The sequence below is a fragment of the Pseudoclavibacter sp. RFBI5 genome, from assembly GCF_002931395.1.
Taxonomy (GTDB): domain Bacteria; phylum Actinomycetota; class Actinomycetes; order Actinomycetales; family Microbacteriaceae; genus Pseudoclavibacter.
Genome location: NZ_PSYA01000010.1, coordinates 473,310 through 499,844, shown reverse-complemented (window position 1 = coordinate 499,844; position 26,535 = coordinate 473,310). Strand labels below are relative to the sequence as shown.

Sequence of the window (26,535 nt, the reverse complement as noted above, 5' to 3'; positions counted from 1 at the left end):
GTGATTGCTTCCCTCCGCGGCCAGGTGCTGTACCGGACCGCCACAACGGTCACGATCGAGGCCGCGGGTGTCGGCTACCAGGTCTTCGTGACCCCAGCCCATGCCCTGCAGCTCCGCCTCGACACCGAGGTGCTGCTGCGCACGCACCTCGTCGTCCGCGAAGACGCCTGGACCCTGTACGGGTTCCAGCGACCCGAGGAGCTCGAGATCTTCGAGCACCTCATCACGGTCACCGGGGTCGGTCCCAAGTCCGCGCTCGGCGTGCTCGCACATCTCGAGCCGGAACAGGTCGCCCGCGCGGTCAGCGAAGAGGACGTCAAGGCCTTCACGGCAGTGAGCGGCATCGGCCCCAAGACCGCCAAGCTCATCATCCTCTCGCTCGCGGGCAAGATCGCTCTCGCGCCTGCCCCGGGCACGACCACGGGGGAGCCGTCCTCCGACAGCGGAGCGGCGGCGGTGCGCCGCGACGTGGTCGAAGCGCTGCTCGGCCTCGGCTACGCAGAACGGCAGGCTTCACCTGCGGTCGAGGACGCCGCGAAGGCGCTCGAGGGTGAAGAGCAGGACGTCGCGAAGCTGCTGCGGGCCACACTCAAGCTGCTCGGGCCGGCTGGGAGCCGATCGTGACCGACGCCTCGCACATCCCGGAAGCACCCGAGTCCGAGGCGGAAATCGCCTTCGAGGGAGCCCTCAGACCAGCGAACCTCGCAGAGTTCGTCGGCCAGGCGAAGGTGCGAGTGCAGCTGGAGCTGCTCCTCAAAGCAGCCGCCCTGCAGAGTCGCACCCCAGACCACATCCTGCTCGCGGGCCCCCCTGGCCTCGGAAAGACGACGCTGGCTCTCATCGTCGCCGAGGAGACGGGGCAGCCCATTCGTCTCACGAGCGGTCCGGCGCTGCAGCACGCGGGCGACCTGGCGGCCGTCCTCTCCAGTCTGGTGCCGGGTGAACTGCTGTTCATCGACGAGATCCACCGCATGGCGCGCACGGCCGAGGAGATGCTGTACCTCGCCATGGAGGACTACCGCATCGACATCATGGTCGGCAAGGGCGCTGGCGCCACGAGCGTTCCGCTCGAGCTGGCCCCCTTCACCGTCATCGGCGCCACCACCCGGGCGGGCCTCCTCCCGAACCCGCTTCGCGACCGCTTCGGCTTCACCGCGCACCTCGAGTTCTACGAGGACGCCGAGCTGGAACGGGTCCTCGCCCGTGCGGCCCGCCTGCTCGACCTCCGCGTCGACGACGCGGCGCTCGCCGAGATCGCGACCCGGAGCCGGGGCACACCGCGAATCGCGAACCGACTCCTCCGGCGAGTGCGCGACTACGCCCTCGTCCACGAGACCGACGCCAACGAGCAGGCCGTGCAGCACGCACTCCTGGTCTACGACGTGGACGCGCTCGGCCTCGACCGCCTCGACCGCGCCGTCCTGCAAGCGCTCATCGATCGCTTCGCCGGGGGACCGGTCGGCGTGAGATCGCTGGCCGTCTCCGTCGGCGAGGAGGCGGAGACCGTCGAGAGCGTGGTCGAACCCTTCCTCGTCCGGACCGGCCTCGTCACCCGCACGCAGAGGGGCCGCGTCGCAACGCAGCAGGCCTACGCGCACCTCGGGCGCACCCTCCCTGGCGGGGGAGCACCCCAGCGGTCAGCTCTCGACATCTAGGAACCAGCTTCACCCCTCCAGCTCTTGCTGAGCGACATCCGGACGACCGCGACGTACACTAGATGCGTTTGCCGTCGTTCCGGGCGTGCATAGTCGTAGTACGGACTGCCAGAAAGGCACCCACAATGGATCTCACGCTTCTCCTTCCCCTCGTCCTCCTCGGCGTCATGATCTTCTTCATGTGGCGCAGCAACAAGAAGAGGTCCCAGCAGCAGCAGGAGATGCGCAGCAGCGCGGTCATCGGCGCGGATGTCATGACGCAGAGCGGCGTCTACGGCACGATCGTCGACATCGACGAGGAGAACAACATCACGACGATCGAGTCGGAGCCGGGTACTCGCCTTCGCGTCCACTCGATGACCGTCGCGAACATCCTCACGCCGGCCGTCCCGGACGACGCTTCCGCGCTCTCCGAGCACGAGGCCGTCGAAGAGCGTCCCGAGCTCGAGGCCGAGGCTGAGTCCGAGCGTCGCGACAGCGACAACGGCTCCGAGTCCGGACCGAACATCAACAAGGCGTAGGCGACTCCCTCACCTCTCACGCACGGGCCTCGTCTTGAGGTCAGAAGGCAGAACTCTCTTGGCGAAGTCGACAACGTCATCGGCGCGTCGTGGTCGGGGTGCTGGCATCGTCCAGCGCGCCTGGCGCACGCTCACGTGGCTCTTGATCCTCATCCTTGCCCTCGTGGGCCTCAACTGGCTGGCCGTCGCCACGCAAGGCGGTCAGTGGACGCCTCGCCTCGCGCTCGATCTCGAGGGCGGCACCCAGGTTGTGCTCGCGGCACAGCTGCCGGAGGGCCAGGCAGACCCGTCGTCCGAGCAGATGCAGCAGGCGGTCTCGATCATCCGCCAGCGCATCGACGCGTCCGGCGTCTCCGAGGCGGAGATCACCACCCAGGGCGGACGGAACATCGTCGTCTCCGTCCCAGGGGAGATGGACCAGCTCACGCGGGACCGCATCGAGAACTCGGCCAAGCTCGAGTTCCGTGCCGTGCTCGTCGCCGACCAGGCGGCGAACAGCCAGGCCATCCCGGCCGACCAGCTGCCGGAGGAGCTCTCGACGACGCCCACCGCGGAGCCGACGAACGCGAGCGACCTCAACTGGGTCACCGAGCAGATGTACGTCGACTTCCTGCAGTTCAACTGCGCCGACCTCGCACCCGCTGCGGACATCGACCCGACCCAGCCGCTCATCACCTGCGACGACAGCGGGACGGAGAAGTACGTCCTGGGGCCGGTCGAGGTGACCGGTGAGCGAATCGCCGACGCCACCAGCGGTCTCACGACCACGAGCACCGGCGCGACCACCAACCAGTGGGCTGTGAACATCGAGTTCGATGCGCAGGGCACGCAGGAGTTCGCCGCCGTGACCGAGCGACTCGTCGGGCTGACGGAGAACCAGAACCGCTTCGCCGTCACGCTCGACAACCAGGTCATCGTGGCCCCGACCACCAACGCGGCGATCACCGACGGCAAGCCGCAGATCTCCGGAAACTTCAACGAGGAGAGCGCCAAGGCCCTCGCCGACCAGCTGAAGTTCGGCGCGCTGCCCTTCAACTTCGTCGCGCAGTCGACCTCCACCATCTCGGCGACCCTGGGCAGCTCACAGCTTGTGAACGGCCTCATCGCCGGTCTCATCGGGCTCGCGGCCGTCGTCGTCTACTCGCTGTTCCAGTACCGCACGCTCGGACTCGTGACCGTCGCGTCGCTGGTCATCGCCGCGGCTCTGACCTACATCGTCGTGACGTATCTCTCCAACCAAGAGGGGTACAGGCTCTCGCTGGCGGGTGTCGCAGGCCTCATCGTCGCCATCGGCATCACGGCCGACTCGTTCATCGTCTACTTCGAGCGCATCAAGGATGAGCTGAGAGACGGCAAGGGGCTGGTCTCGGCCGTCGAGGGCGGCTGGACACGCGCCATCCGAACGATCCTCGCATCCGACGCCGTCAACTTCCTCGTGGCCATCGTGCTCCTGTTCGTGGCCGTCGGCAACGTGCGCGGCTTCGCGCTGACACTCGGCATCACGACGATCATCGACATCATCGTGGTCACCCTCTTCACCCACCCCCTCATGCGCCTGCTCGCTCGGACCCCGTTCTTCGCGGACGGACACCCCGCTTCGGGCCTCGATCCCAGATCGCTCGGCGCGGTGTATCGCGGCCGCGGCACGTTCCGCACCCCGGAGCAGAAGAAGCGCGGCGCAACACGCGAGGCCGAGCGCCGACAGACGCTCGCCGAGCGCAAGGCAGAAGCCGCCAAGAAGGCCGGCGGCGATGACCTCGTGGCGGCCGGATCGGCCAATGCCGATCAGACGTCGACCACGAGCAATGGGGAGAAAGCCTGATGAGCAAGTTCCAGACCCTGGGCAACGACCTGTACACGGGGGAGCGCTCGTTCAACTTCGTCGGCAGACGGAAGATCTGGTTCTCCATCGCGGGAATCGCAGTCCTCATCTCGATCCTCGTGCCGATCCTCCGCGGAGGCCTCGAGCTCGGCATCGAGTTCACCGGTGGCTCCGAGTTCCTGGTCTCGCAGCCGGCGACCGACGAGCAGGAGCCGGCCATCGCGGCCGCCGCCGAGTTCACGGCAACCCCCGCGAAGGTCGCCGTCCTCGGCGACGGCGGAATCCGCGTGCAGACCGACGCCCTCTCCGAGGACGCCAACACGGAGTTGCGCGCGCAGCTCGCCGAGGCGTACTCCGTGCCTGTCGAGGACGTCAACCTGTCCACGATCGGGCCATCGTGGGGGCAGGACATCACCCGTCAGATGGTGATCGGCCTCGGTGTCTTCGTGGCGATCGCCGCCATCCTGATGTCGCTGTACTTCCGCACCTGGAAGATGTCGATCGCGGCGCTCGTCGCCCTCGCCCACGATCTCGTCGTGACGGCGGGCGTCTACGCCGTCACCGGCGTCGAGGTCACCCCCGCGGCCGTCATCGGCTTCCTCACCATCCTCGGCTACTCCCTCTACGACACCGTCGTGGTCTTCGACAAGATCCGTGAGAACGCCGAGGACTACAACGCGGAATCCTCCCGGACCTTCGGCGAGCTCGTGAACCTGGCCATCAACCAGACCCTCGTGCGCTCGATCAACACCTCAGTCGTGGCGCTGCTCCCGGTCGGAGCGATCCTGTTCATCGGCGCCTTCCTGATGGGCGCGGGCACGCTGCGGGACATCGCCCTCGCACTGTTCATCGGAATCTTCGTCGGAGCGCTCTCCACGATCTTCGTCGCGGGCCCGCTCTACGCGGCGCTGCGCTCACGCGAGCCGGAGATCGCCCGCACGGACAAGCGCATCCTCGCGGCTCGCGCGCGCACGCTCAAGGAGCGCGACGAGGCCGATGCTGACGCCGAAGACGACGAAGCGGCAGCCGCCTCGGAGTCCGAGCCGGCGCCCAAGGCCTCCGCGTCCTGAGGACACCCCGCACGGTGATAACTTGTCATCACCCTGGTCCGCGTACCCACGCAGGCCAGGGTGATGATGCATATGGAGGTGCTGCATGAGTGAAGTCTCCTCGTTGCGCTGGCGAATGCCGCGAATGTTCGCGAAGCAGCCGGTGCACGTCCTCGAGCCGATTCTCAAGTCGCTCAGAAAGCACGATCCTCGAGCGAACACGGCACTCGTGCAGCGGGCCTACGAGGTGGCGAAGGACGCCCACGAGGGGCAGTTCCGCCGCAGCGGCGAGCCCTACATCACGCACCCGGTCGCCGTCGCGAAGATCCTCGCCGATCTCGGCATCGGCTCGATCACCGTGGCGGCCGCGCTCCTCCACGACACCGTCGAAGACACCGACTACACGCTCGACGAGCTTCGATCCGACTTCGGCGACGAGATCGCGATGCTCGTCGACGGCGTGACGAAGCTCGACAAGGTCAAGTACGGCGACAACGCGCAGGCCGAGACCGTCCGCAAGATGGTCGTGGCGATGTCGAAGGACATCCGCGTCCTCGTCATCAAGCTCGCCGACCGTCTGCACAACGCTCGAACGTGGGGCTTCATGTCCCCGGAGAAGGCGAAGAGCAAGGCGAAGGAGACGCTGGAGATCTACGCGCCCCTGGCGCACCGCATGGGTATCCAGGCGATGAAGAACGAGCTCGAGGATCTCTCCTTCGCCGTCATCAATCCAAAGATCTATTCCGAGATCAAGAACCTCGTCGCCCACCGGCAGCCCGAGCGCGAGAAGTACGTACAGCGGGTCATCGCCGAGGTGCAGTCGGACCTCCGGCAGTTGAAGATGCGGGGCGACGTCTACGGGCGCCCCAAGGAGCTGTACTCGATCTACCAGAAGATGATCGTGCGGGGCCGCGACTTCGACGAGATCTACGACCTCACGGCGATCCGCCTCATCGTCGACTCGGTGCGCGACTGCTACGGCGTCCTCGGAGCCATCCATGCCAGGTGGACACCCATGCCAGGGCGATTCAAGGACTACATCGCGACACCCAAGTTCAACCTCTACCAGTCGCTGCACACCACGGTGATCGGACCGGACGGCAAACCTGTCGAGATCCAGATCCGCACGATCGAGATGCACCGCCGCGCAGAGTTCGGCGTCGCGGCGCACTGGATGTACAAGCAGAACGCCCAGTCCGGCAAGCAGGACAAGGCTGACGAGACCCGCACCGAGATGGCGTGGCTCAAGCACCTGAGCGACTGGCAGCAGGAGACCACCGACCCTGGAGAGTTCCTCGACTCCCTCCGCTTCGACCTCGGCGCGAAGGAGGTCTACGTCTTCACGCCCCAGGGCAAGGTCATCGGATTGAGCGCTGGGGCCACTCCCGTCGACTTCGCGTACTCGATCCACACCGACGTCGGTCACCGGACCATGGGCGCGAAGGTCAACGGGCGTCTCCTGCCCCTCGACTCGAAGCTGCAGAACGGCGACGTCGTCGAGGTCTTCACCTCGAAGAACCCGGATGCCGGACCGAAGCAGGACTGGCTGACCTTCGTCGCCAGCGCCCGAGCCAAGAACAAGATCAGGCAGTGGTTCTCGAAGGAGCGCCGAGACGAGGCCATCGAGCAGGGGAAGGACTCCGTCGCCAAGGCGCTGCGGAAGGCCGGTCTCCCGCTGAACAAGGACCACGTTCAGGAGGCGTTCTCCTCGGTCGCGTCGAACCTCCGCTACCTCGACGTGACCGCCCTCTACGCCGCAGTCGGCGACGGGCACGTCTCGACTCAGTCGGTCATGGAGAAGCTGCAGGCCGCCCTGCGGCAGGAGCAGGACGTCCCCGCCGCGGATGAGGCGCCGCAGTTCACCCCCGGCACGACGATCCCGACCACAAGCGACTCCGGCGTCCTGGTCCGGGGTGCGCCTGACATCCTCGTCAAGGTCGCGAAGTGCTGCACTCCCGTGCCCGGTGACGACATCCTCGGCTTCGTCACGCGCGGCCAGGGCGTCTCCGTGCACCGCGCTGACTGCAACAACGTCGCGAGCCTCCGGCGCGAGCCCGAGCGCATGATCGAGGTCCAGTGGGCCCCCAGCTCCTCGAGCGTGTTCCTCGTGAACATCCAGGTGGAGGCGCTCGACCGCTCCGGTCTGCTCAGCGACGTGACGCGCGTGCTGAGCGAGCACCACGTCAACATCCTCTCCGCAACCGTGCACACCTCGAAGGCTCGCCTCGCCATCAGCAAGTTCTCGTTCCAGATGGGCGACACCACGCACCTCGACCGCGTGCTCAACGCCGTCCGCAGGATCGACGGCGTCTACGACGTGTACCGGGTCAAGACTCAGTAGCGCTCGCACAGCGGGCCAGCGTCGCGCGGTCCCTCGCCAGGGAGACGAACGGCCTCCGGTGGCTGGGATAGTCCGCGAGGAGCTCCACCGGGTCCCTGGCGAGCAGCCGCACCGCGTGATCGATCAACGCCTGGCTGCTCTCCGGGTCGTGCAGGAGATCCAGGAGCGCCAGATCGGCTCGGACGACCCGGACGCCACCGACGAGCACAACGGCCTCCGGCGGCGGGGCAGTGGACCTGTACCTCACACCCGCACGTTGCCGCCTCGGCGGTCGCGCACCACGCGGGGACGCCAACGTGACCTGCTGCGGCGCAGGGCCGCCCGCATGCACCCAGATCGCTGACGCGCCACCCACGGCGCAGCTGCCGGTCACGAGGCGCGCGAGCGTGGAAGCCCGGTCCTCCGCCGTGAGCTGCCCGGCGATCGACGCGTACCCCACGGCACACGCGTGGCCGAAGCGGAAGATCTCACCGTCCCGCTCCATGACCTGGAGCTCGGCGAAGGGCAGAAGACGAAGTGGGGCAGGATGCACGCTCGCATCCTGCCCCACTTCATGGCTCACACGGCAGACGGTCTCGACTGCTGTGGAGTGACGCTCAGACTCAGCTGCCGATGGCCGCGAGCCAGACGCGGCGGGCTTCGAGGGCCTCTTCGGCCTCCTTGACCGCCCGCTTGTCTCCCCGCGCCTCAGCGTCGGCGCGCTCGGCCTCGAGCTTCTCGATGGCCTCGGTCAGCTGGCTGTGCATGCCCTGGCTCCGGGCCTGACGCTCGGGGTTGGACTTCTGCCAGTGATCGTCGTCGAGCTTGCGCACATGCTGCTCGATGGCACGAAGGCGGTCTTCCGTGGCCTTGAAGTTCTCGCGGGGCACACGCCCGATCTCATCCCACCGACGCTGGATGTCGGCGAGCTTCTCTCGCGCCGCCCGGCGGTCGGTCAGCTGGAGGATCGGGGTCGCCTCTTCGAGAAGAGCAGCCTTGGCCTCGTAGTTGGCGGAGTACTCGACGCTTTCTGCTGCGTCGACCTCGCCCTTGGCCTGGAAGAGCACATCTCCGGCTGCCTTGAACTGGTTCCAGAGCGCGTCGTCGTACTTGCGGCCCGCACGGCCCGCTGCCTTCCACTCGTCGAGGAGCCTGCGGTACTCAGCGACACCGTCGGCGCCGCGGGGGGCAAGCGCCTCAGCCCGCTCCAGGATCTTCGTCTTGGCATCGCGAGCCGTCTTGTGGCTCGCGTCGAGCTCCGCGAAGAAGGCTCGGCGCTCGCGCTCGAGCGTGCTGCGCGCGCCACGGAATCGCTTCCAGAGCGCGTTGGCCTCGGCCTTCGGGAGCCGGGGGCCGTCCTGCTGGTGGGTCTTCCACTTCGCGAAGAGCTCGTCGATGCTGGCCGTCGTCTGCTTCCACTGGATGGAAGCAGGAGGCTGGGCGGCGAGGCGCTCAGCCTCGACCACGATCGCCTCGCGGTCCTGGAGCGCCCCGGCGATCTCTTCCTGCTGAGCCTCGCGCTGCTGCTCGGTGAGCTCGCTGACGGTGCCGCCGAGCGCTTCGAGGCGCGAACGGAGGGCGGCGAGGTCGCCGACCGCGTTCGCGTCGCTCAGCTGTGCGCTGAGGTGCTTGGCGGACTTGGCGATGTCAGAGGCCGGGGCTCCGTTCTTGACGCGCTGCTCGAGGAGAGACACCTGGCCTTCGAGGTCGGAGAACTTGCGAACGAAGTACGCGAGGGCTTCCTCTGTCGTGCCATCGGGGTACTGGCCGACCTTGCGCTCAGTTCCATCTTCGATCACGTACACGGTGCCGTCTTCTTCGACGCGGCCCCACGGATTCTGGGGGAGTGCAGACATGGCGAGTATTCCCTCACGGTAGGCGTTTGCGCAGCTTGCGCGACTGACTCCCCATGCTAGGACACTGCGGGCGCTTCGTTCACCAGGGCATGCCCAGTCTCGCCGTCCCGCTCCGGCAGGCGGCCCGCTCGATCCGCTACTGCAGGGAGAGGGAGGTGATGACGGCGGGCGCCACGGGAGCGCCGTCGCCGCCGCCGGAAGCCGGGTCGACACCCGGCTCGACGATCCCCGCGACGAACTCGTCCAGGCCGCCCGTGACCTTTCCCATGACGGTGTAGCCGCCCGCGGCATCGCCCGGGAGGATGGTGTCCTCGTAGACGATGAAGAACTGGCTGCCCATGCTCTCGGCGTTGCCGCCCTGGCGAGCCATGGCGATCGTGCCTGCGGGGTAGACGCCGTCTTCCGGCGCATTCTCAATGGGACCCCAGCTGTAGCCGGGTCCGCCGGTCCCCGTTCCTGTCGGGTCGCCGCACTGCAGGACGAAGAGTCCCTCGGTCGTGAGTCGGTGGCAGGAGGTGTCGGTGAAGTAGTTCTGGCCGTTGAGCGAGACCATGTTCGCCACTGCCTGCGGGGCGGCTGCGCCATCGAGCTCGATGCCCAGCGTGAGGTCGCCGTTGAAGGTCATCTCGCCCGTCCAGGTGCGTCCCTCGGCCAGGGCCGGGGCCGGTACCTCGCCGGACGGCGTGGCCGCCGGGGACGTCGTCTCGTCCGCGGCGGGGGCTGGCGCTCCTGGACCGCCCGTGAAGTAGAAGACCTGCAGTGCGCCGACGACGAGGGCGACCACGACAAGAGCGATCGTCCACGTGCGGTTGTCTCGGCTGCGGCGCCGGACGCCGCGCTCGTGGACGGCGACGCGCGCCTCGTACTCGCGGGTCCGCCGACGCTGTTCGCGGGAGTTCTTGTCCGAAGTTGCCACTGTGCCTCATTCGCTTGTCTTCAGCATGCCGTGCAGGCACCAGAGGGGAGTTTACTAACATCGGGCTTCATGACAGGTGACGCGCCAAGCCTTGCGGGCACAACTGCGCCCCTCGCGGTGCGGATGCGCCCGAGATCCCTCGACGAGGTCGTGGGTCAGCGGCACCTGCTGCGCCCCGGCTCACCCCTGCGCGCCCTCGCCTCACCCGAGCAGGACACGCGTGCGGGAACGTCCGTGATCCTCTGGGGGCCACCCGGCACGGGCAAGACGACCCTCGCCCAGGCCATCGCGCACACCTCCGGCAAGCGATTCACGCAGCTCTCCGCCATCTCCGCCGGCGTGAAGGACGTGCGGCAGGTGATGGATGAGGCCCTCACCCAACGTGACCTGTACGGCATCCAGTCGGTGCTGTTCCTCGACGAGATCCACAGGTTCACCAAGGCGCAGCAGGATGCGCTGCTTCCCGGCGTGGAGAACGGCTGGGTCACGCTCGTCGCGGCGACCACGGAGAACCCCTCGTTCTCGGTCATCAGTCCGCTGCTCTCCAGGAGCCTGCTGCTCACCCTGCAGCCGCTCGACGAGGCAGACCTCATCGAGCTGCTCGACCGCGCGACCACTGACAAGCGCGGCCTCGGCGGCGCCTTCGAGGTGGCGGATGACGCCAAGCGCGCGATCGTGCAGTTCTCCTCCGGCGACGCACGACGAGCGCTCACGACCTTGGAAGCGGCGGCGGCCGCCGCTCAGGCCTCCGAGCAGACGACGATCGATGCCGAGATCGTCTCGAGTGCCTCTGACCAGGCGCTGCTCCGCTACGACCGGGACGGCGATGAGCACTACGACGTCATCAGCGCCTTCATCAAGTCGGTGCGAGGCAGCGATCCAGATGCGGCACTCCATTACCTGGCTCGCATGATCGTCGCGGGGGAGGACCCGCGTTTCATCGCCCGCAGGCTCATCGTGCTCGCGAGCGAGGATATCGGCCTCGCAGAGCCGCGGGGGCTCGAGATGGCCGTGGCCGCGGCCGACGCCGTCCAGCTCATCGGCATGCCGGAGGGACGCATCCCGCTCGCGCAGGCGACCGTCTTCCTGGCGACTGCCCCGAAGTCGAACGCTGCCTACTCGGGGATCAACGCGGCGATCGCCGACGTCAAGGCGGGCGGCATCGGCCGCGTGCCGAAGCACCTCAGGGACGCGCACTACGCCGGGGCGAAGCGCCTCGGCCACGGCAAGGGCTACCGGTATCCGCACGACGACGCACGGGGGGTCTCCGAGCAGCAGTACCTCCCCGACGAGCTGAGCCAGCGCGAGTACTACTCGCCGACCCGGTTCGGAGAAGAGCGGGAGATCGCCGCGAGGCTCGAGAAGCTGCGGGCCATCACGAAGCCAGGACTCTGAGTGCGGCTGCGGCTGTGCTAGTCTTTCTCGGTCTACCTCCCGGGGTTGCGTGCGGCTGCGCGTCCGAGAGCAAGGCGTGCAGTCTGTAGCCGACGCACGCGCGACACTGCTCAAGTTTGACGCCGGGGCATGGCCTTGGCGGAGAGCAACTTCATTTCTGCGCGCTCACGCGCGCCAAACTTCGCTCGAAAGGCAATTGTGTCCAAGACCTCACGTTCACGCAGCAAGGTGCGCCTCAGCCGCGCACTCGGCATCGCACTCACCCCGAAGGCAGAGCGCGCGCTCGAGAAGCGCCCGTACGCACCGGGAGAGCACGGCCGCACGCGTCGCAAGACCGACAGCGACTACGCCGTCCGTCTGCGCGAGAAGCAGCGTCTGCGCGCCCAGTACGGGCTCCGCGAGAAGCAGCTTCGCATCGTCTTCGAAGAGTCGCGTCGCGCGGCAGGCCTGACGGGTGAGAACCTCGTCGAGCTGCTCGAGATGCGCCTCGACGCGCTTGTCCTGCGTTCGGGCTTCGCCCGCACCACGGCACAGGCTCGTCAGCTCGTCGTGCACCGCCACATCCTCGTCGACGGCAAGCTCGTCGACCGCCCCAGCTTCCGCGTGAAGCCGGGACAGCTCGTCCAGGTCAAGCAGCGCTCGGAGGCCCTCGAGGTCTTCCAGGTCGCCGCAGCCGGTGGCCACGCGGACGTCCTCCCCAAGGTCCCCGCGTACCTCGATGTCGACCTCGCAACGCTCCAGGCGCGCCTCGTGCGCCGTCCGAAGCGCGTCGAGGTCCCGGTGACGTGTGAAGTCCAGCTCGTCGTCGAGTACTACGCTGCTCGCTAGCCAAGCAGGCGCTCCGGTTCGCCGGAACTGGCAGTTCGGGACAGTCCGAGCCGCGAGAGCCAACTAGCATAGGGGCGGGTCATCGCAAGATGGCCCGCCCCTTTGTCTGTCCTGCGGCACTGTGCCGCTCGTCTACGCGTGCGGCAGCCCCGTTCGTCTATCCGTGCGGCAGCTCGCTGCACTCAGTAAGGAGCACCATGTCTGGTGGCGACATCGCCGGCCTCATCGCGGCCGGAGTCTTCCTCGTCCTCGTCCTTCTGCTCGCGGTACCTCTGCTGAAGCTCGGCGGCGTCCTCGACGAGGTGCGCAGCGGCATCCGCGAGTCCGTCGATGCGATCACCCCGACGCTCGCCGAGACGCAGGTCACCGTCCTCGAGGCCAACAAGCAGCTCGCGAAGATCGACAGCATCACCACCCACGTGTCCGAGACGACGAGCAACGTCTCCAGCCTCGTCGCGCTCACCGCCGCCAGCGTCGGCGGCCCCCTCATCAAGCTCGCCGGGTTCTCCGCGGCAGTCCGCGCCGGCATCTCGAGCTTCAAGAGCGACGGGCCGACCAAGTCCAAGGTCAAGTCCACGCCGAAGAGCACCCCGAAGAAGCCGAAGCCGCGCGCTACGCGCTGACCAGTCCGACCCCCTCACCCCTCTTCACAGGAGTTCGCATGCGCACAGCACTCAGCATCATCGGCGGCATCGCCGCAGGGTTCGCCCTCGCTCACCTCGTCAACTCGACTCCGGCAGGGCGCAAGTTCTTCGCCGGCGTGAACGGTCGCGTCGACGAGTTCACCGAGGCCGTCGCCGAGGGCTACCGGGCCCGCACGCAGGACCTCTCCGCGGCCATCGCCGACATCAAGTAGCGCGACCAGCACATCCCCCGTCGCCTGGGCGACCTTCGTCGCCCGTCGCCAGAGAAAGAGCCACACCGCACGATGCAAACCGCTGAGATCCGTCGCCGCTACCTCGACTTCTTCGAGAAGCGCGGGCACACCGTCGTCCCTTCCGCGCCCCTCGTCAGCGACGACCCGACGATCATGTTCACGATCGCCGGCATGGTGCCGTTCATCCCGTACTTCACCGGGATCGTGCCGCCTCCGTTCGATCGCGCCGTCAGCGTGCAGAAGTGCATCAGGACCAACGACATCGAAGAGGTCGGGAAGACGCCTCGGCACGGAACCTTCTTCCAGATGTGCGGCAACTTCTCGTTCGGCGACTACTTCAAGCAGGGCGCGATCGAGTTCGCCTGGGAGCTCCTCACCTCCCCGGAGAGCTCCGGCGGTCTCGGCTTCAAGCCGGAAGACCTCTGGATCACGGTGTACGAGAAGGACGACGTCGCTCGCGGCATCTGGCGCGAGGTGACGGGCTTCAGCGACGACCGCATCCAGGGCCTCGGGATGAAGGACAACTTCTGGTCGGCCGGAGGCCCAGGCAGCCCCGCTGGCCCCTGCTCGGAGATCTTCTTCGACCGTGGCCCCGAGTACGGCGTCGACGGCGGCCCCGCAACCGATGACGACCGCTACGTCGAGATCTGGAACCTCGTCTTCATGCAGTACGAGCGAGGCGCAGGCACGACCAAGGACGACTACGAGATCGTCGCCGACCTCCCCAAACAGAACATCGACACGGGCATGGGTCTCGAGCGCATCGCGTTCATCAAGCAGGGCGTCGACAACATGTACGAGATCGACCAGGTTCGGCCCGTGCTCGACAAGGCCGCCGAGATCTCCGGCAAGCGCTACGGCGCGGTGCACACCGACGATGTGCGGATGCGCGTCGTCGCCGACCACGTGCGCTCGTCGCTCATGCTCATGGCCGACCGCGTGGAGCCGGGCAACGAAGGACGTGGCTACATCCTGCGTCGCCTGCTCCGTCGAGTCGTTCGCGCCATGCGCCTCCTCGGGTTCGAGGGGGCGAGCCTGCCGCAGCTGCTCCCAGCGTCCAAGGACGCCATGCAGGACGCCTACCCGGAGCTCGTCGATGAGTTCCCGCGCATCTCGCGCCTCGCGTACGCCGAGGAGGAGACCTTCCTCCGGACGCTCACGGCCGGCACCGCGATCCTCGACACCGCGGTCACCGAGACGCGGGCCAGCGGCGTGCAGCACCTCTCCGGTGAGACCGCGTTCAAGCTGCACGACACCTTCGGCTTCCCCATCGACCTGACCGTCGAGATCGCCGAGGAGGCAGGGGTCAGCGTCAACCGCGAGGCCTTCGAGCGCCTCATGAGCGAGCAGCGCACGCGGGCGAAGGCGGATGCCAAGTCCAAGCGCTCGGCCCTCGCCGACGTCTCGGTCTACAGCGAGTTCCGCTCGCTCGGCGAGACGACGTTCGTGGGCTACACCGATCTCGCCCACGAGAGCGAGGTCCTCGGTCTCATCGTCAACGGCGTCCCCGCCGCCAGCGCAGGCGCCGGTCAGCAGGTGGAGATCATCCTCGCGAGCACCGCGCTCTACGCGGAGTCCGGGGGACAGGAGGCCGACTCCGGCCAGATCACCTCCGCAGCCCGCGGACTCGTTGCCGACGTCGTCGACGTCCAGCGTCCCATCGCCGGACTCGTCAGCCACACCGTCACCGTCGTCTCCGGCGAGGTCGCTGTCGGCGACCGAGTGGAGACGATCGTCGACCCCGCCTACCGACGCAGCGCCAACCAGGCTCACACGGCGACGCACCTGCTGCACGCCGCGCTGCGCGACGTCCTCGGGCCAGACGCCCACCAGTCCGGCTCCTACAACAAGGCCGGCTACCTGCGGCTCGACTTCTCCTGGAGCCAGGCGCTCACGGTCGACACGAGAGCCGAGCTCGAGGGCATCGTGAACGACGCCATCCGCGCCAACCATGTCGTCTCGACCCGGGAGATGGACCTCGACGAGGCGAAATCCCTCGGGGCTCGCGCCCTGTTCGGCGAGAAGTACGGCAGCCGCGTGCGGATGGTGGATATCGGCGGACCGTGGTCGCGCGAGCTCTGCGGCGGCACCCACGTGGGCAGCTCTTCCGAGGTGGGGATCGTCAACCTCGTCGGTGAGTCGTCCGTCGGCTCCAGCAACCGACGCATCGAATCGCTTGTGGGCCGCGATGCCTTCGCGGACTTCGCCGTCGAGCGCGCCATCGTCTCGCAGCTCACGAGCAGCCTGAAGGCGCCGCGGGAGCAGCTTGCCGATCGCGTGCAGGACCTCGCCGCGAGCCTCAAGACCGCGCAGAAGCGCATCGCGGAGCTCGAGGCGGCGGAAGCCATGCAGCGCGTACCGGCTCTTGCCGCCGAGGCGAGCACCGCGGGGGGCGTCGTGCTCGTCGCGAAGCACCTCGGTGAGGTTCGGAGTGCCGATGAGCTCCGCTCGCTGGCGCTCGCCGTCCGCGAGCAGCTCGGTGAGCGCCCGGCCGTCGTCGCCCTCGGGGCCGCCTCGAACGGCAAGCCGATCGTGCTCGTCGCGACCAACGCCGCCGCCCGGGACACCGGTGCAGCGGCAGGCGCTCTGGTCCGTATCGCCGCCCCGATCCTCGGTGGCGGCGGCGGCGGCAAGCCGGATGTCGCCCAGGGCGGCGGCACCGACGTCGAACGGCTCGACGACGCGCTTGCCGCCATCCGCTCAGCACTGGCGAATGACTGAGTTCCGGATCGGCACCCGACTCGGCGTCGACGTGGGCAAGGCCCGCGTCGGCGTCAGCCGGAGTGATCCGCACGGCATGCTCGCCACCCCTCTCGAGACCGTGCCGCGCGACGGCGCCAAGGGCGACGCGCACGCCAGGCGCATCGCGGAACTCGTCGCCGAGTACGACGCCATCGAGATCGTCGTCGGACTGCCCCTGTCGCTGTCGGGTGCGGAGACCGCCTCGACCGCCGACGCGAGGGCGGTCGCAGAGCAGATCGCGTCGAGCTCTCCGGTGCCACTCAGGTTGGTGGACGAGCGTCTGACGACGGTGAGTGCAAGCCGCCAGCTCCGAGACGTCGGCCGGAAGGCCTCCAGGTCTCGGCACATCATCGATCAGATGGCCGCGGTGGTCATCTTGCAAACCTCGCTCGACGCGGAGCGCCAATCCGGACGTGCACCGGGTGAGCTCCTCTCCCGAAAGGATCAGGACTCTGTCGGACAACCAGACCCCCAGTAGCCACGACGGACGAAAGCGCTTCACACCTGACGACCCATTCGGCGATCTCTTCTCCGACGAGGCGGCCCCGGCAACGGATGCCGGTGCTGCCAGCCCGCGGAGGGCAGGCGGCAGCCGACGCCGCGAGTCGACCGCGGCACGCCGTGGCAAGCGGAGTCTGCTCGTCATCCTCGTGCTCGTGGTCGTCGTCGCCGTGAGCGCGGCGGTCGTGTGGTTCGGGTTCGGCTCGCAGCTGCGCAGCATCTTCGGCGGCGGCGCCGCCTCCGCCGACTTCGAGGGGTCGGGAAACGGCACGGAGCTCGCCTTCACGATCGAGTCCGGCGACACCGGGACCTCGATCGGAGAGCGCCTCGCCGACGTGGGCATCGTGAAGACCTCCGGTGCCTTCGTGGATGAGGTGCTGGCTCAGCCCGAGGACCCGGTGTTCATCCCGGGCAGCTACGGCATGCAGGCGGAGATGAGCGCGGAATCAGCGCTCGTGTCGCTCCTCGACCCCGCGAACCGTCAGGAGTCGACGGTCGTGATCCCGGAGGGGACCGCCCTCCAGGACGTCTACGCCCTCATCGAGGGCGGCGTCGGCATCCCCGTCGCCGACCTCGAGGCCGCCGCGGTTCCCGCGAACTTCGGCCTCCCTGCCGAAGCCACGACCCTCGAGGGTTTCCTGTTCCCGGCGACCTACAGCTTCGATCCGGGCGTCGATGCCACGACGGTGCTCAAGACCCTGGTGGACCGCATGTTCCAGTCGCTCGACGAGCACGGAGTCGCTCCGGAAGCCCGCTGGGACACGGTGCGCCTCGCCTCGCTCATCCAGAAGGAAGCCGGGCTCAGAGAGGACTACTACAAGGTCTCGAGGGTCTTCCTGAACCGACTCGACATGGGCATGCTCCTCCAGTCGGACGCCACGGTGGCCTACGGAACGGGCAACACGCACCGGGTCTCGACGAGCGATGCCGAGCGCGCCGACGCGGCGAACGCCTACAACACCTATGTGCATCCCGGGATGGTGGTCGGCCCCATCTCGAACCCCGGCGACATCGCGATCGACGCGGCGGTGAACCCTGCGGACGGCCCCTGGGTGTACTTCGTGACCTGGAACCTCGACACGGGGGAGACCATCTTCTCCGAGACGTTCGAGGAGCACGAGGTCGCGGTCGCCAAGTGGCTGGCGTGGATGGCCGAGCACCCCGAATATGGGTGAGGCTTCGACGAGGCTCGCCGTCCTGGGGTCTCCCATCGGGCACTCGAAGTCTCCAGCGATCCACTCGGCAGCGTACGAGGTCCTCGGTCTCGACTGGAGCTACGAGCGCTTCGACGTGCCGCAGGGTGGGCTGGCGGGTTTCCTCGCGTCGAGGGGGCAGGGATGGCGCGGGTTCTCCGTGACCATGCCCCTGAAGCACGAGGCTCGCGCGTTCGCCTCGACGCTCGCGCCCGCCGCATCGGAGATCGGCGCCGTCAACACGCTGGTCTTCGACGCTGCGGACGCGGGCGCCCCGGCTCGAGGGTGGAACACGGATGTGACGGGCTTCGTCGCGGCGCTCAACGAGGCGGGTGTCCTCTCGGCTCCTCGGGTGCGGCTGCTCGGCGCTGGCGGCACGGCGGCCGCCGTCATCGCAGCGCTGCCCTCGCTGGCAGCGACCGAGCTCTCCATCGTCGTCCGAGCGCCGGAACGAGCGCAGGGCATGGCGGCGCTCGCGCGCTCGCTGGGGGTCGAGGTCGAGGTGCTGACCTTCGCTGAATTCGACGCGCTTCCCCCCGAGGCGCGCGCCGCGGAGCTCGTCGTCAACACCGTGCCGGGGGACCGGGACCACGTCGGCATCGACGCATCGTGGGTGCAGGGGGCGGTGCTCTTCGACGTGCTCTACGACCCGTGGCCCACGAAGCTCGCGACGCGCTGGCAGTCCGCCGGTGGTCAGGTGGTCTCGGGACTCGAGCTCCTCCTGGCCCAGGCACTCGTGCAGGTTCGGCTCTTCACCGGCCGCGATGAGTCGGAAGTCCTCCCCAGGGAGGCCGAGGTTCGCTCGGCGATGCGAACCGCCGCGCTGCGCGTGTCAGAATAGTCCAATGCTTCGATGGCTCACGGCCGGGGAATCCCACGGCCCAGAACTCCTTGCGATCCTCGAGGGACTCCCAGCTGGCGTCCCGCTTTCCCTCGACGATCTCCGCACCGACCTCGCCCGCCGAAAGCTCGGCCACGGCAGAGGCGCACGAATGAAGTTCGAGCAGGACGAGCTCACGCTGTCCGCCGGCGTCAGGCACGGTTTCACGATGGGGTCGCCGATCGGCATCCGCATCGGCAACACCGAGTGGCCCAAGTGGGTCGAGGTCATGAGCCCCGAGCCGGTCGACGCGGCTGTGTTCGACACGGGACGCGGTGCGAAGCTCACGCGCCCGCGACCGGGGCACGCCGACCTCATCGGCATGCAGAAGCACGGCTTCGACGAGGCGCGCCCGGTCCTCGAGCGCGCGAGTGCACGCGAGACGGCGGCGCGTGTCGCGCTCGGCGCGATCGCGAAGCGCTTCCTCTCGGAGCTCGGGATCACGACGTTGAGCCACACGCTCGCCATCGGGACGGTCCGTGTGCCGGAGGACGCGCCGCTGCCCGCCTACGGCGACCTGGCCGCCATCGACGCGGATCCGGTTCGCGTGTTCGACGAGGAGACCTCCGCTGCTGCAGTCGCCCTCATCGATGAGGTCCGCAAGAGCGGCGACACGCTCGGCGGCGTGACCGAGGTGCTCGTCTGGGGCCTGCCGCCAGGCATCGGCTCCTACGTGCACTGGGATCGCCGCCTCGACGCGCGACTCGCGAAGGCGCTCATGAGCGTTCAGGCGATCAAGGGGGTTGAGGTCGGCGACGGCTTCGAGACCACACGTCGTCCAGGCACCGCGGCGCACGACCCGCTGTACGTCCGCGACGGCTCCATCGTGCGCTCAAGCGACCGTGCGGGTGGCATCGAGGGCGGCATGGCGACCGGCACGGTGCTCCGAGTCCGGGCCGGCATGAAGCCGATCGCGACCGTCCCGAAGGCCCTCCACACCGTCGACGTGGCGACGGGCGCGGATGCGGCTGCGCACCACCAGCGCTCCGACGTCTGCGCGGTCCCAGCGTCCGGTGTCGTCGTCGAGGCGATGGTGGCCCTCACGATCGCCGACTCCATCCTCGAGAAGTTCGGGGGCGACTCCGTCGGCGAGACGAAGCGGAACATCGAGAGCTACCTCGCGAGCATCCCGCCGCTGCTGCGCACGTCGAGCGAGTCCGTCTCCGAGGCCGAGCTGCAGGCCGGTCCCGTCGACGAGACGCCGATGGGGGACTCGCTCAGCGAGTGGCGCGTATGAGCGTCGTGCTCATCGGCCCGCCTGCCGCGGGCAAGTCGAGGGCGGGCCGACGCCTGGCCAAGGTGCTGGACGTGAGCTACGTCGACACCGACAAGGTGATCGTCGCGCGCCACGGCGCGATCCCCGAAATCTTCGTCGAGCACGGGGAGGCCGAGTTCCGGCGTCTCGAGCGGGACGTCATCGCCGAGCACCTCGAGACCACCGAGGTCCTGTCGCTCGGTGGTGGTGCCGTGATGGATGCGCAGACCCAGTCCCGCCTCGGCGGGCACACCGTCATCCTCCTGACGGCGACTCCCGCCGCTATCGCCGAGCGCATCACCGGCAACGCGAAGCGCCCGCTCATCACGGGCATCGAGAGCTGGACCCAGATCTACGAAGCACGCCGCGAGACCTACGAACGTCTCGCGGATGCGACGTTCGACACTTCATTCCGGCCCATGGTCCGCGTCGTCGAAGACATCGCGGAGTGGCTGGAGCAGCAGACCAAGGAAGGACCAAGCGACGTTGCCTGAGATCATCGAGGTTCCCGGCGCCCACGGCGACATCATCATCGGGGCTGGTCAGTTCCGCGAGGCGGCTGCGGTCATCCCCGGCCTCCTCGGGGAGGGCGTCGCCAAGGTCCTGATCGTGCACGCGCCCCACCTGGCGGATGTCGCCGAGCGGGTGCGCGAGCAGCTTGTCGGCGAGGTCAACCAGGTGCTCATCGCGGAGATCCCGGATGCCGAGGGAGCGAAGCGCATCGAGGTCGCGGCGTTCTGCTGGCAGATCCTGGGCCAGGCCGACTTCACGAGGTCCGACGCGGTCATCACGATCGGCGGGGGAGCGACGAGCGACATCGGCGGCTTCATCGCCGCGACGTGGCTCCGGGGTGTCAAGGTCGTGCACATGCCGACGACGGTGCTCGCCATGGTCGACGCGGCCATCGGCGGCAAGACGGGCCTCAACACCAACGAGGGCAAGAACCTCGTCGGCTCCTTCCACCCGCCGGCGGGGGTCGTCATCGACCCGGAGATCCTGGCCGGACTCCCTCGCAACGAGCTGCTGGCCGGCTTCGCCGAGGTCGTGAAGGCCGGCTTCATCGCCGAGCCCGAGATCCTCGACATCATCGAGCGCGACCCGGAGCGCGCGACCGACCCGACCACGCCCGAGTTCCTGCGGGTGCTCGAGCTCGCGATCCGCGTCAAGGCGAGGGTCGTCGGCGAGGACTTCACCGAGCAGGGCCTGCGCGAGATCCTCAACTACGGGCACACGCTCGGCCACGCCATCGAGAACGCGGAACGGTACCAATGGCGTCATGGCGCCGCCATCTCCATCGGCATGGCGTTCGTCGCCGAGCTGGCCCGCCTCTCGGGGCGCCTCGACGACGCCACGGCGGATCGACACAAGTCCATCCTCGAATTGCTCGGCCTGCCCACGAGCTACCCGGCAGGCCGCTGGAAGACGCTCCTCGCGACGATGCGTCGGGACAAGAAGGCTCGCGGAGCCATGCTGCGCTTCGTCGTGCTCGACGGGCTCGGCCGTCCCACGATCATGCAGGCGCCGGACGAGAGCCTGCTGTTCGCCGCGTACCAGGAGATCGCGAGCTAGGTCTGCGCCGGCCGCCGGTCAGCAGCAGCTCACGCGCTCCGGCGCCTGCAGGTAGGTGAACGAGCTCAGCGCCGTGAAGCCTGCTCGGTGGAACAGCCGCCGGGAGACGGCGTTGCTCTCGACCACCATCGCGAGGCAGGAGGTCGCACCGCGCTGAGCCGCTTCCTGCTGGGCATGGCGCAGGAGCAGCCGACCGTGGCCTCGCCCTCGGTGTGCGCTCTGGGTGACCAGGCAGTCGATGACCCCGGTGCCGTCGACCACGGTGACCCGAGCGAGCGCCACAAGCGTTCTCTCCTGCCGGACGCCGAGGAAGCTCGACCCTCCTGAGCTGAGGATGCGCGGGGCGAGGCGCCGGTCGCGCGCCAGTCTGCGGTCGCTCCAGCTGAGCCAGGCGTCGAGCCAGTCCGGGGGGAGTTCGGGACCAGCCTGCGTGACCGCGACGAGGTCGCCGGTCGACTCGCCGCCGCCCGACTCGCCCTCGAGAGCTGCCGGTTCTCCACCGCGAAGCGAGCGGCAGAGGATCCTGCCCGTCAGCGTGGGGGAGTAGCCGAACGCCTCGAGGGCGGCGACGTCGCGGGGATCCGCCGACCCCGTCGCGAGGAACTGGCTGGGGAGGCCACGAACGCGGTATGCCTCCTCGACGGCGCCGAGCGCGAGCTGCGTCTCCCCGGCGGGGCCGAGCATCCACACGCTGTTCGCGCGCCTCGTGAATCCCTCTGCGAATCCGAGGCGCCATCCGCCGATTCGCCGCTCATCCAGAGCGGGCCAGCTCGCCATCAGCGCGGAGGTGGCCTGCCCGACCGTCGGCAGCAGCGCCGGCTCCTCGGTGGCTGGTCCAGGTTCCGCGGTCATGGATTCGAGGCTACGGGCAGGCGAGCAGCCGCGCCAGCATGCTCGGCCGGGACCGCTCGCGACATCGTCTAGCCTGGACGGCGGACCTGACGGCATGCCTCGCTCGCGCGGGACGCAGACGCAGTGACCGCATCCATCGAGCAAGAGGATCCACAGTTGACCAGGCGCATCGTCTTCCTCGACATCGACGGCACGCTCATCGACGAGCGGGAGCACATCCAGCCCTCGACCGTCGAAGCCGTGTCCCGAGCCCGGGACGCGGGACACCTGCTCTTCATCTGCACCGGCCGGTCCCGCGGCGAGATCTACCCGCAGATCCTCGACCTCGGCTTCGATGGGATCGTGAGCGCCGGCGGGAGCTTCGTCTGGCTCGACGGCGAGACCCGCGTCTCGCGGACCATGTCCCTCGAGGACGCCGCGTTCGCCATCGACTTCTTCACGGGCGCCGGCATCGACTTCTACGTGCAGAGCGACGCCGCCGTCGTCGCCAGCCCGGGGTTCCGCGCGCATCTGCGCCAACTCCTCGCGGCCGAGGTCGCCGACTCGAACCGCGTCGAGTCTGACGGCGAGCTGCAGTTCGAGAAGTTCTTCGACGATGGAGGCGATGTGCTGCGCGACGACATCGGCAAGATGTGCTTCCTGAGCGCGGCCACGTCGATCGCCGAGATCCGCGCCGCGTTCGCGGGGCGCTTCGACGTCATCAACGCCACCGTGCCGGTTCTCGGTCCCCAAAGCGGGGAGCTCCTGCAGCTCGGCGTCAACAAGGGGAGCGCGATTCTCGAGGTCTGCGGGATCCTGGATCTGGACCCGGCTGACACGATCGGCATCGGCGACAGCATCAACGACGTCGAGATGCTCCAGGTCACGGGCATCGGCATCGCCATGGGCAACGCCCCGGACGCCATCAAGGCCCACGCTGACCAGGTCACGACGGGCGTCGACGACAACGGGGTGTGGAACGCGTTCGTCAGCAACGGCCTGATCACCGCAGACGCATCGGTGGCGCCGACCGCCGCGTACGCCTGAGGCCGATCGCTAGACTGGCCGGCATGCGCATCCTCGTCCTCGGCGGCCCGAACCTCAACCGGCTCGGCACCCGCGAGCCCAAGACCTACGGCACCCAGACCCTGGACGACATCATCGAACTCCTCCGCGAGCGAGCGGGGAGCGGCGTCGAGATCGATGCCCGCCAGTCGAACTTCGAGGGGCAGCTCGTCGAGTGGCTGCACGAGGCGGCCGACGCACGCACCCCGGTCATCCTGAATCCCGCAGCCCTCACGCACTACTCGATCGCGTTGCGCGATGCGGTCTCCATCGTGACGGAGACCGGCACCCCGCTCATCGAGGTGCACCTCTCGAACCCCCATGCTCGTGAGGTCTTCCGTCACACGAGTGTCATCTCGCCGGTCGCGACCGGCGTCGTCGCAGGGCTCGGCGCAGGTTCGTACCTCGCCGCGCTCGAGGCCATTCGGGCGATGAGCGAGGCGACGAGGCCCTCTCCAGAGACCCTGCACTAGACTTCTCCGGGGCCGCTGGGGCAAACGCCTCGCGCCGACAGCTCGCGCGTACCTCAACCAGGTGCCAATAACTGAAGAATCCCGCAGCACCGCGGGATGGACACGGAGAAACTTCCATGGCAACTACGGCAGACATCAAGAACGGCGTTGTACTCCTCATCGAGAAACAGCTCTGGCAGGTCATCGACTTCCAGCACGTGAAGCCCGGCAAGGGCGGTGCGTTCGTGCGCACCAAGCTCAAGCAGGTCGTCAGCGGCAAGACCGTCGACCGCACGTTCAACGCTGGCGCCAAGATCGAGACCGCGACCGTCGACCGGCGTGACTTCCAGTACCTCTACCGCGACGGAGACGGCTACGTCTTCATGGACCAGAGCGACTACGACCAGATCACGCTCGACGAGAAGATCGTCGGCGACGCCGCGAAGTACATGCTCGAGCAGCAGAGCGTCCAGATCGCGCTGAACGAGGGCGAGCCGCTCTACATCGAGCTCCCGCCGTCCGTGGTCCTCGAGATCACGTACACGGAGCCGGGCCTCCAGGGCGACCGCTCGAACGCCGGCACCAAGCCTGCGACCGTCGAGACGGGTGCCGAGATCCAGGTCCCGCTCTTCCTGAACGCCGGCACCAAGGTCAAGATCGACACCCGCACGGGCGACTACCTGGGCCGCGTCAACGACTAGTGAGCGCGCGCACGAAGGCGCGCAAGCGCGCCATGGACATCCTGTTCGCATCGGATGTGCGGGGGACCCCGATTCCGGAGCTCCTCGGACAGGAAGCAGAACGGGCAGCAGATGAGCCCGACCGCGCCGCGAGCTGGCGCTACGCCAGGGAGATCGTGCTCGGCGTCATCGAGCACGCCGACGAGATCGACGGCTACATCGTCGAGACGGCCCGCGACTGGACGCTCGAGCGCATGCCGGCCCTCGACAGGTCGATCCTCAGGGTCGCCATCTGGGAGCTCAAGTACAACGACGAGATCCCCGCTGCGGTCGCCATCACCGAGGCGGTCAGCGCAGCTGGCGAGTACTCGACGGATGCCTCGGGCAAGTTCATCCACGGAGTGCTCGGCCGCATCAGCGAGCAGTAGCCCGGTGCTAGGCTGGTGGCCTGGGTCGATGCCGCGAGAGCGGTGGAGGCCCAGGCCCCAGTCGGGTTCCGGCCGACCGGATCCCCTGCAGCTCGCCTGCAGTCCCGGCGGCTCCAGTCCAGACATCCTTTAACACCGTCCAGTGAGGCGGGGAAGGAGGTCGACGTGTCCCAGCGAACCGTGCTGAATCACGACGACGTTCACAGAGCCCTCGTGCGCATCGCGCACCAGATCCTCGAGCAGAACCGCGGGTCGAAGGACCTGCTCCTGCTCGGCATCCCGAGCCGCGGAGTTCCCCTCGCGAAGCGCCTCGCCAGCCTCATCGCTGGCTTCGAGGCCTCGAACGGAACCCACGTCGAAGCCGGCGATATCGCCGGTGCTCTCGACGTCACGATGTACCGCGATGACCTGCGGAGGGGCCCGGCTCGCGTCTCGCAGCCGACGCACATCCCCGTCGGCGGCATCGACGGCAAGACGATCGTGCTCGTCGACGACGTGCTCTTCTCGGGTCGGACCGTGCGCGCTGCGCTCGACGCGCTGAGCGACACCGGCCGCCCGCGCGCGGTGCAGCTGGCCGTGCTCGTCGACCGAGGCCACCGGGAGCTGCCCATCCGCGCCGACTACGTGGGCAAGAACCTGCCATCCGCACGGAGCGAGCGAATCGGCGTGGAGCTCACCGAGCTCGACGGCGGCGACCGCGTGGTCATCACGGACGGAGCTCGCGCATGAAGCACCTGCTCTCCACGAAGGGCATGTCGCGCGACGACGCCATCATGCTCCTCGACATGGCCGAGGACATGTCCGACGTCGGCGACCGCGAGGTGAAGAAGCTCCCCGCCCTGCGCGGTATCACCGTCGTCAACCTGTTCTACGAGGACTCGACGCGCACGCGGATCTCCTTCGAGGCAGCCGAGAAGCGCCTGTCCGCCGACGTCATCAACTTCGGGGCCAAGGGCTCGAGCGTCTCGAAGGGAGAATCGCTCAAGGACACGGCCCAGACCCTCAAGGCCATCGGCGCCGACGCCGTCGTCATCCGGCACCCCTCGAGCGGGGCCCCGCAGCTGCTGGCCGAGCGCGACTGGATCGACGCCCCCATCCTCAACGCCGGCGACGGCATGCACGAGCATCCGACGCAGGCCCTGCTCGACGCCTTCACGCTGCGCCGACGTGTCCACGGGCGCGCTGCGGCACGCGGCAAGGGCCTCGACGGCTGCCACGTCGTGATCGTCGGCGACATCCTGCACTCCCGTGTCGCCAGGTCGAATGTCTGGCTCCTGACCACGCTCGGCGCCGAGGTCACGCTCGTCGGACCCCCGACGCTCGTCCCGGTCCGCACGGAGGCCTGGCCAGCGACCATCACGAGCGACCTCGACGGCGCGCTCGCGACCAAACCCACCGCGGTCATGCTCCTGCGCATCCAGGCTGAGCGGATGCACGACGCGTTCTTCCCGAACACCAGGGAGTACGCGAAGAACTGGGGCCTCGGCGAGGCCCGCTTCCGAGGCCTGCCCGAGACTACGATGGTCATGCATCCGGGCCCGATGAACCGAGGCCTGGAGATATCCTCCATCGCCGCCGACTCACCGCAGTCGACAGTGCTCGAGCAGGTCGCGAACGGCGTCGCCGTCCGCATGGCAGCGCTCTACGTGCTCTGCTCAGGCGAACGTGCGGGGAGCGGCTCGTGAACCAGGGCCAAGGAA

General features: G+C 68.3%; 27 protein-coding genes. 23 read left to right on the top strand and 4 right to left on the bottom strand.

Annotated features, from left to right (window positions below; translation table 11 throughout):
• From ruvA to C5E06_RS09215, 6 genes are all read left to right on the top strand, one after another.
• Nucleotides 1-624, top strand: a complete 624-nt coding sequence (gene ruvA, locus C5E06_RS09240; protein WP_104298770.1) for a Holliday junction branch migration protein RuvA — start codon at nt 1-3, stop codon at nt 622-624.
• Nucleotides 621-1,655: a Holliday junction branch migration DNA helicase RuvB gene (gene ruvB / locus C5E06_RS09235; protein WP_104298771.1), complete on the top strand. Its 1,035-nt coding sequence runs from the start codon at nt 621-623 to the stop codon at nt 1,653-1,655. The genes ruvA and ruvB overlap by 4 nt, the downstream gene beginning before the upstream one ends.
• Before the next feature lie 125 nt (nt 1,656-1,780).
• Nucleotides 1,781-2,176, top strand: a complete 396-nt coding sequence (gene yajC, locus C5E06_RS09230; protein WP_181057836.1) for a preprotein translocase subunit YajC — start codon at nt 1,781-1,783, stop codon at nt 2,174-2,176.
• A gap of 58 nt (nt 2,177-2,234) precedes the next feature.
• The gene (gene secD / locus C5E06_RS09225; protein ID WP_228496575.1) at nt 2,235-3,998 is read left to right on the top strand and encodes a protein translocase subunit SecD; all 1,764 of its coding nucleotides are present in this window, start codon (nt 2,235-2,237) and stop codon (nt 3,996-3,998) included.
• Nucleotides 3,998-5,068, top strand: coding sequence for a protein translocase subunit SecF (gene secF, locus C5E06_RS09220; protein WP_104241292.1), 1,071 nt, complete (start codon nt 3,998-4,000; stop codon nt 5,066-5,068). The genes secD and secF overlap by 1 nt, the downstream gene beginning before the upstream one ends.
• Before the next feature lie 85 nt (nt 5,069-5,153).
• Nucleotides 5,154-7,388 carry a bifunctional (p)ppGpp synthetase/guanosine-3',5'-bis(diphosphate) 3'-pyrophosphohydrolase gene (locus C5E06_RS09215; RefSeq protein WP_104241291.1) on the top strand — a complete coding sequence of 745 codons (2,235 nt, stop codon included), beginning with the start codon at nt 5,154-5,156 and terminating at the stop codon, nt 7,386-7,388.
• Here the strand turns inward: C5E06_RS09215 and C5E06_RS09210 are convergent.
• From C5E06_RS09210 to C5E06_RS09200, 3 genes are all read right to left on the bottom strand, one after another.
• On the bottom strand, nt 7,375-7,950 hold the full coding sequence (locus C5E06_RS09210; protein ID WP_146081339.1) for a hypothetical protein: 576 nt from the start codon (nt 7,948-7,950) through the stop codon (nt 7,375-7,377). The genes C5E06_RS09215 and C5E06_RS09210 overlap by 14 nt on opposite strands.
• A gap of 40 nt (nt 7,951-7,990) precedes the next feature.
• Entirely contained in the window at nt 7,991-9,223 is a 1,233-nt protein-coding gene (locus C5E06_RS09205; RefSeq protein WP_104306649.1) for a DUF349 domain-containing protein, read from the bottom strand.
• 136 nt (nt 9,224-9,359) lie between these two features.
• On the bottom strand, nt 9,360-10,139 hold the full coding sequence (locus tag C5E06_RS09200) for a peptidylprolyl isomerase (RefSeq protein WP_104306648.1): 780 nt from the start codon (nt 10,137-10,139) through the stop codon (nt 9,360-9,362).
• A 69-nt stretch (nt 10,140-10,208) separates the two neighbouring features.
• Between C5E06_RS09200 and C5E06_RS09195 the strand changes: the two genes are divergently transcribed.
• The 11 genes from C5E06_RS09195 (at nt 10,209) to aroB (ending at nt 21,379) form a co-directional block, all read left to right on the top strand.
• Entirely contained in the window at nt 10,209-11,534 is a 1,326-nt protein-coding gene (locus C5E06_RS09195; protein ID WP_104241287.1) for a replication-associated recombination protein A, read from the top strand.
• Nucleotides 11,535-11,732: 198 nt separating this feature from the next.
• Nucleotides 11,733-12,362: a 30S ribosomal protein S4 gene (gene rpsD, locus C5E06_RS09190; RefSeq protein WP_104241286.1), complete on the top strand. Its 630-nt coding sequence runs from the start codon at nt 11,733-11,735 to the stop codon at nt 12,360-12,362.
• Between the two features lie 197 nt (nt 12,363-12,559).
• On the top strand, nt 12,560-12,985 hold the full coding sequence (locus C5E06_RS09185) for a DUF948 domain-containing protein (protein ID WP_104241285.1): 426 nt from the start codon (nt 12,560-12,562) through the stop codon (nt 12,983-12,985).
• 38 nt (nt 12,986-13,023) lie between these two features.
• On the top strand, nt 13,024-13,218 hold the full coding sequence (locus C5E06_RS09180) for a Na+ dependent nucleoside transporter N-terminal domain-containing protein (protein WP_104241284.1): 195 nt from the start codon (nt 13,024-13,026) through the stop codon (nt 13,216-13,218).
• 72 nt (nt 13,219-13,290) lie between these two features.
• The gene (gene alaS / locus C5E06_RS09175; protein WP_104306647.1) at nt 13,291-15,960 is read left to right on the top strand and encodes an alanine--tRNA ligase; all 2,670 of its coding nucleotides are present in this window, start codon (nt 13,291-13,293) and stop codon (nt 15,958-15,960) included.
• Nucleotides 15,953-16,459 (top strand): Holliday junction resolvase RuvX, encoded by a 507-nt coding sequence (gene ruvX, locus C5E06_RS09170; protein WP_104241282.1) that lies wholly within the window; start codon nt 15,953-15,955, stop codon nt 16,457-16,459. Before alaS ends, ruvX begins: the two co-directional genes overlap by 8 nt.
• A complete protein-coding gene (gene mltG / locus C5E06_RS09165; protein ID WP_181062990.1) occupies nt 16,404-17,657 on the top strand; it encodes an endolytic transglycosylase MltG in 1,254 nt (417 codons plus the stop codon). Before ruvX ends, mltG begins: the two co-directional genes overlap by 56 nt.
• Nucleotides 17,650-18,516 (top strand): shikimate dehydrogenase, encoded by an 867-nt coding sequence (locus tag C5E06_RS09160; RefSeq protein ID WP_104306646.1) that lies wholly within the window; start codon nt 17,650-17,652, stop codon nt 18,514-18,516. The genes mltG and C5E06_RS09160 overlap by 8 nt, the downstream gene beginning before the upstream one ends.
• Nucleotides 18,517-18,520: 4 nt before the next feature.
• Nucleotides 18,521-19,792, top strand: coding sequence for a chorismate synthase (gene aroC / locus C5E06_RS09155; protein WP_104241280.1), 1,272 nt, complete (start codon nt 18,521-18,523; stop codon nt 19,790-19,792).
• Nucleotides 19,789-20,304 (top strand): shikimate kinase, encoded by a 516-nt coding sequence (locus tag C5E06_RS09150; RefSeq protein WP_104241279.1) that lies wholly within the window; start codon nt 19,789-19,791, stop codon nt 20,302-20,304. The genes aroC and C5E06_RS09150 overlap by 4 nt, the downstream gene beginning before the upstream one ends.
• Nucleotides 20,297-21,379, top strand: coding sequence for a 3-dehydroquinate synthase (gene aroB / locus C5E06_RS09145; protein ID WP_374953229.1), 1,083 nt, complete (start codon nt 20,297-20,299; stop codon nt 21,377-21,379). The genes C5E06_RS09150 and aroB overlap by 8 nt, the downstream gene beginning before the upstream one ends.
• Nucleotides 21,380-21,397: 18 nt before the next feature.
• Here the strand turns inward: aroB and C5E06_RS09140 are convergent, their stop codons facing one another.
• Nucleotides 21,398-22,231 carry an N-acetyltransferase gene (locus tag C5E06_RS09140; RefSeq protein ID WP_181062922.1) on the bottom strand — a complete coding sequence of 278 codons (834 nt, stop codon included), beginning with the start codon at nt 22,229-22,231 and terminating at the stop codon, nt 21,398-21,400.
• A 156-nt stretch (nt 22,232-22,387) separates the two neighbouring features.
• On the opposite strand from C5E06_RS09140, the gene C5E06_RS09135 reads away from it, so the two are divergent.
• From C5E06_RS09135 to C5E06_RS09110, 6 genes are all read left to right on the top strand, one after another.
• On the top strand, nt 22,388-23,257 hold the full coding sequence (locus C5E06_RS09135; RefSeq protein WP_181062921.1) for an HAD family hydrolase: 870 nt from the start codon (nt 22,388-22,390) through the stop codon (nt 23,255-23,257).
• 23 nt (nt 23,258-23,280) lie between these two features.
• Entirely contained in the window at nt 23,281-23,748 is a 468-nt protein-coding gene (aroQ, locus tag C5E06_RS09130) for a type II 3-dehydroquinate dehydratase (protein ID WP_104306642.1), read from the top strand.
• Between the two features lie 116 nt (nt 23,749-23,864).
• Nucleotides 23,865-24,428, top strand: coding sequence for an elongation factor P (efp, locus tag C5E06_RS09125; protein WP_104241274.1), 564 nt, complete (start codon nt 23,865-23,867; stop codon nt 24,426-24,428).
• Complete coding sequence (nusB, locus tag C5E06_RS09120) at nt 24,428-24,835, top strand: transcription antitermination factor NusB (protein WP_068484434.1); 408 nt, start codon at nt 24,428-24,430, stop codon at nt 24,833-24,835. Before efp ends, nusB begins: the two co-directional genes overlap by 1 nt.
• A 165-nt stretch (nt 24,836-25,000) precedes the next feature.
• On the top strand, nt 25,001-25,564 hold the full coding sequence (pyrR, locus tag C5E06_RS09115) for a bifunctional pyr operon transcriptional regulator/uracil phosphoribosyltransferase PyrR (RefSeq protein WP_104241273.1): 564 nt from the start codon (nt 25,001-25,003) through the stop codon (nt 25,562-25,564).
• Nucleotides 25,561-26,520, top strand: a complete 960-nt coding sequence (locus tag C5E06_RS09110) for an aspartate carbamoyltransferase catalytic subunit (RefSeq protein ID WP_104298781.1) — start codon at nt 25,561-25,563, stop codon at nt 26,518-26,520. Before pyrR ends, C5E06_RS09110 begins: the two co-directional genes overlap by 4 nt.
• The last annotated feature ends 15 nt before the right edge of the window (nt 26,521-26,535 follow it).

Bases quoted from the DNA above. Each gene is read 5' to 3' on its own strand.
- C5E06_RS09205 (WP_104306649.1), bottom strand. From the start codon at position 9,223: ATGTCTGCACTCCCCCAGAATCCGTGGGGCCGCGTCGAAGAAGACGGC.
- alaS (WP_104306647.1), top strand. From the start codon at position 13,291: ATGCAAACCGCTGAGATCCGTCGCCGCTACCTCGACTTCTTCGAGAAG.
- aroC (WP_104241280.1), top strand. From the start codon at position 18,521: ATGCTTCGATGGCTCACGGCCGGGGAATCCCACGGCCCAGAACTCCTT.
- yajC (WP_181057836.1), top strand. From the start codon at position 1,781: ATGGATCTCACGCTTCTCCTTCCCCTCGTCCTCCTCGGCGTCATGATC.
- C5E06_RS09195 (WP_104241287.1), top strand. From the start codon at position 10,209: ATGACAGGTGACGCGCCAAGCCTTGCGGGCACAACTGCGCCCCTCGCG.
- C5E06_RS09185 (WP_104241285.1), top strand. From the start codon at position 12,560: ATGTCTGGTGGCGACATCGCCGGCCTCATCGCGGCCGGAGTCTTCCTC.
- ruvX (WP_104241282.1), top strand. From the start codon at position 15,953: ATGACTGAGTTCCGGATCGGCACCCGACTCGGCGTCGACGTGGGCAAG.
- aroQ (WP_104306642.1), top strand. From the start codon at position 23,281: ATGCGCATCCTCGTCCTCGGCGGCCCGAACCTCAACCGGCTCGGCACC.
- C5E06_RS09180 (WP_104241284.1), top strand. From the start codon at position 13,024: ATGCGCACAGCACTCAGCATCATCGGCGGCATCGCCGCAGGGTTCGCC.
- C5E06_RS09150 (WP_104241279.1), top strand. From the start codon at position 19,789: ATGAGCGTCGTGCTCATCGGCCCGCCTGCCGCGGGCAAGTCGAGGGCG.
- secF (WP_104241292.1), top strand. From the start codon at position 3,998: ATGAGCAAGTTCCAGACCCTGGGCAACGACCTGTACACGGGGGAGCGC.
- C5E06_RS09140 (WP_181062922.1), bottom strand. From the start codon at position 22,231: ATGACCGCGGAACCTGGACCAGCCACCGAGGAGCCGGCGCTGCTGCCG.
- C5E06_RS09215 (WP_104241291.1), top strand. From the start codon at position 5,154: ATGAGTGAAGTCTCCTCGTTGCGCTGGCGAATGCCGCGAATGTTCGCG.
- C5E06_RS09160 (WP_104306646.1), top strand. From the start codon at position 17,650: ATGGGTGAGGCTTCGACGAGGCTCGCCGTCCTGGGGTCTCCCATCGGG.
- C5E06_RS09110 (WP_104298781.1), top strand. From the start codon at position 25,561: ATGAAGCACCTGCTCTCCACGAAGGGCATGTCGCGCGACGACGCCATC.
- efp (WP_104241274.1), top strand. From the start codon at position 23,865: ATGGCAACTACGGCAGACATCAAGAACGGCGTTGTACTCCTCATCGAG.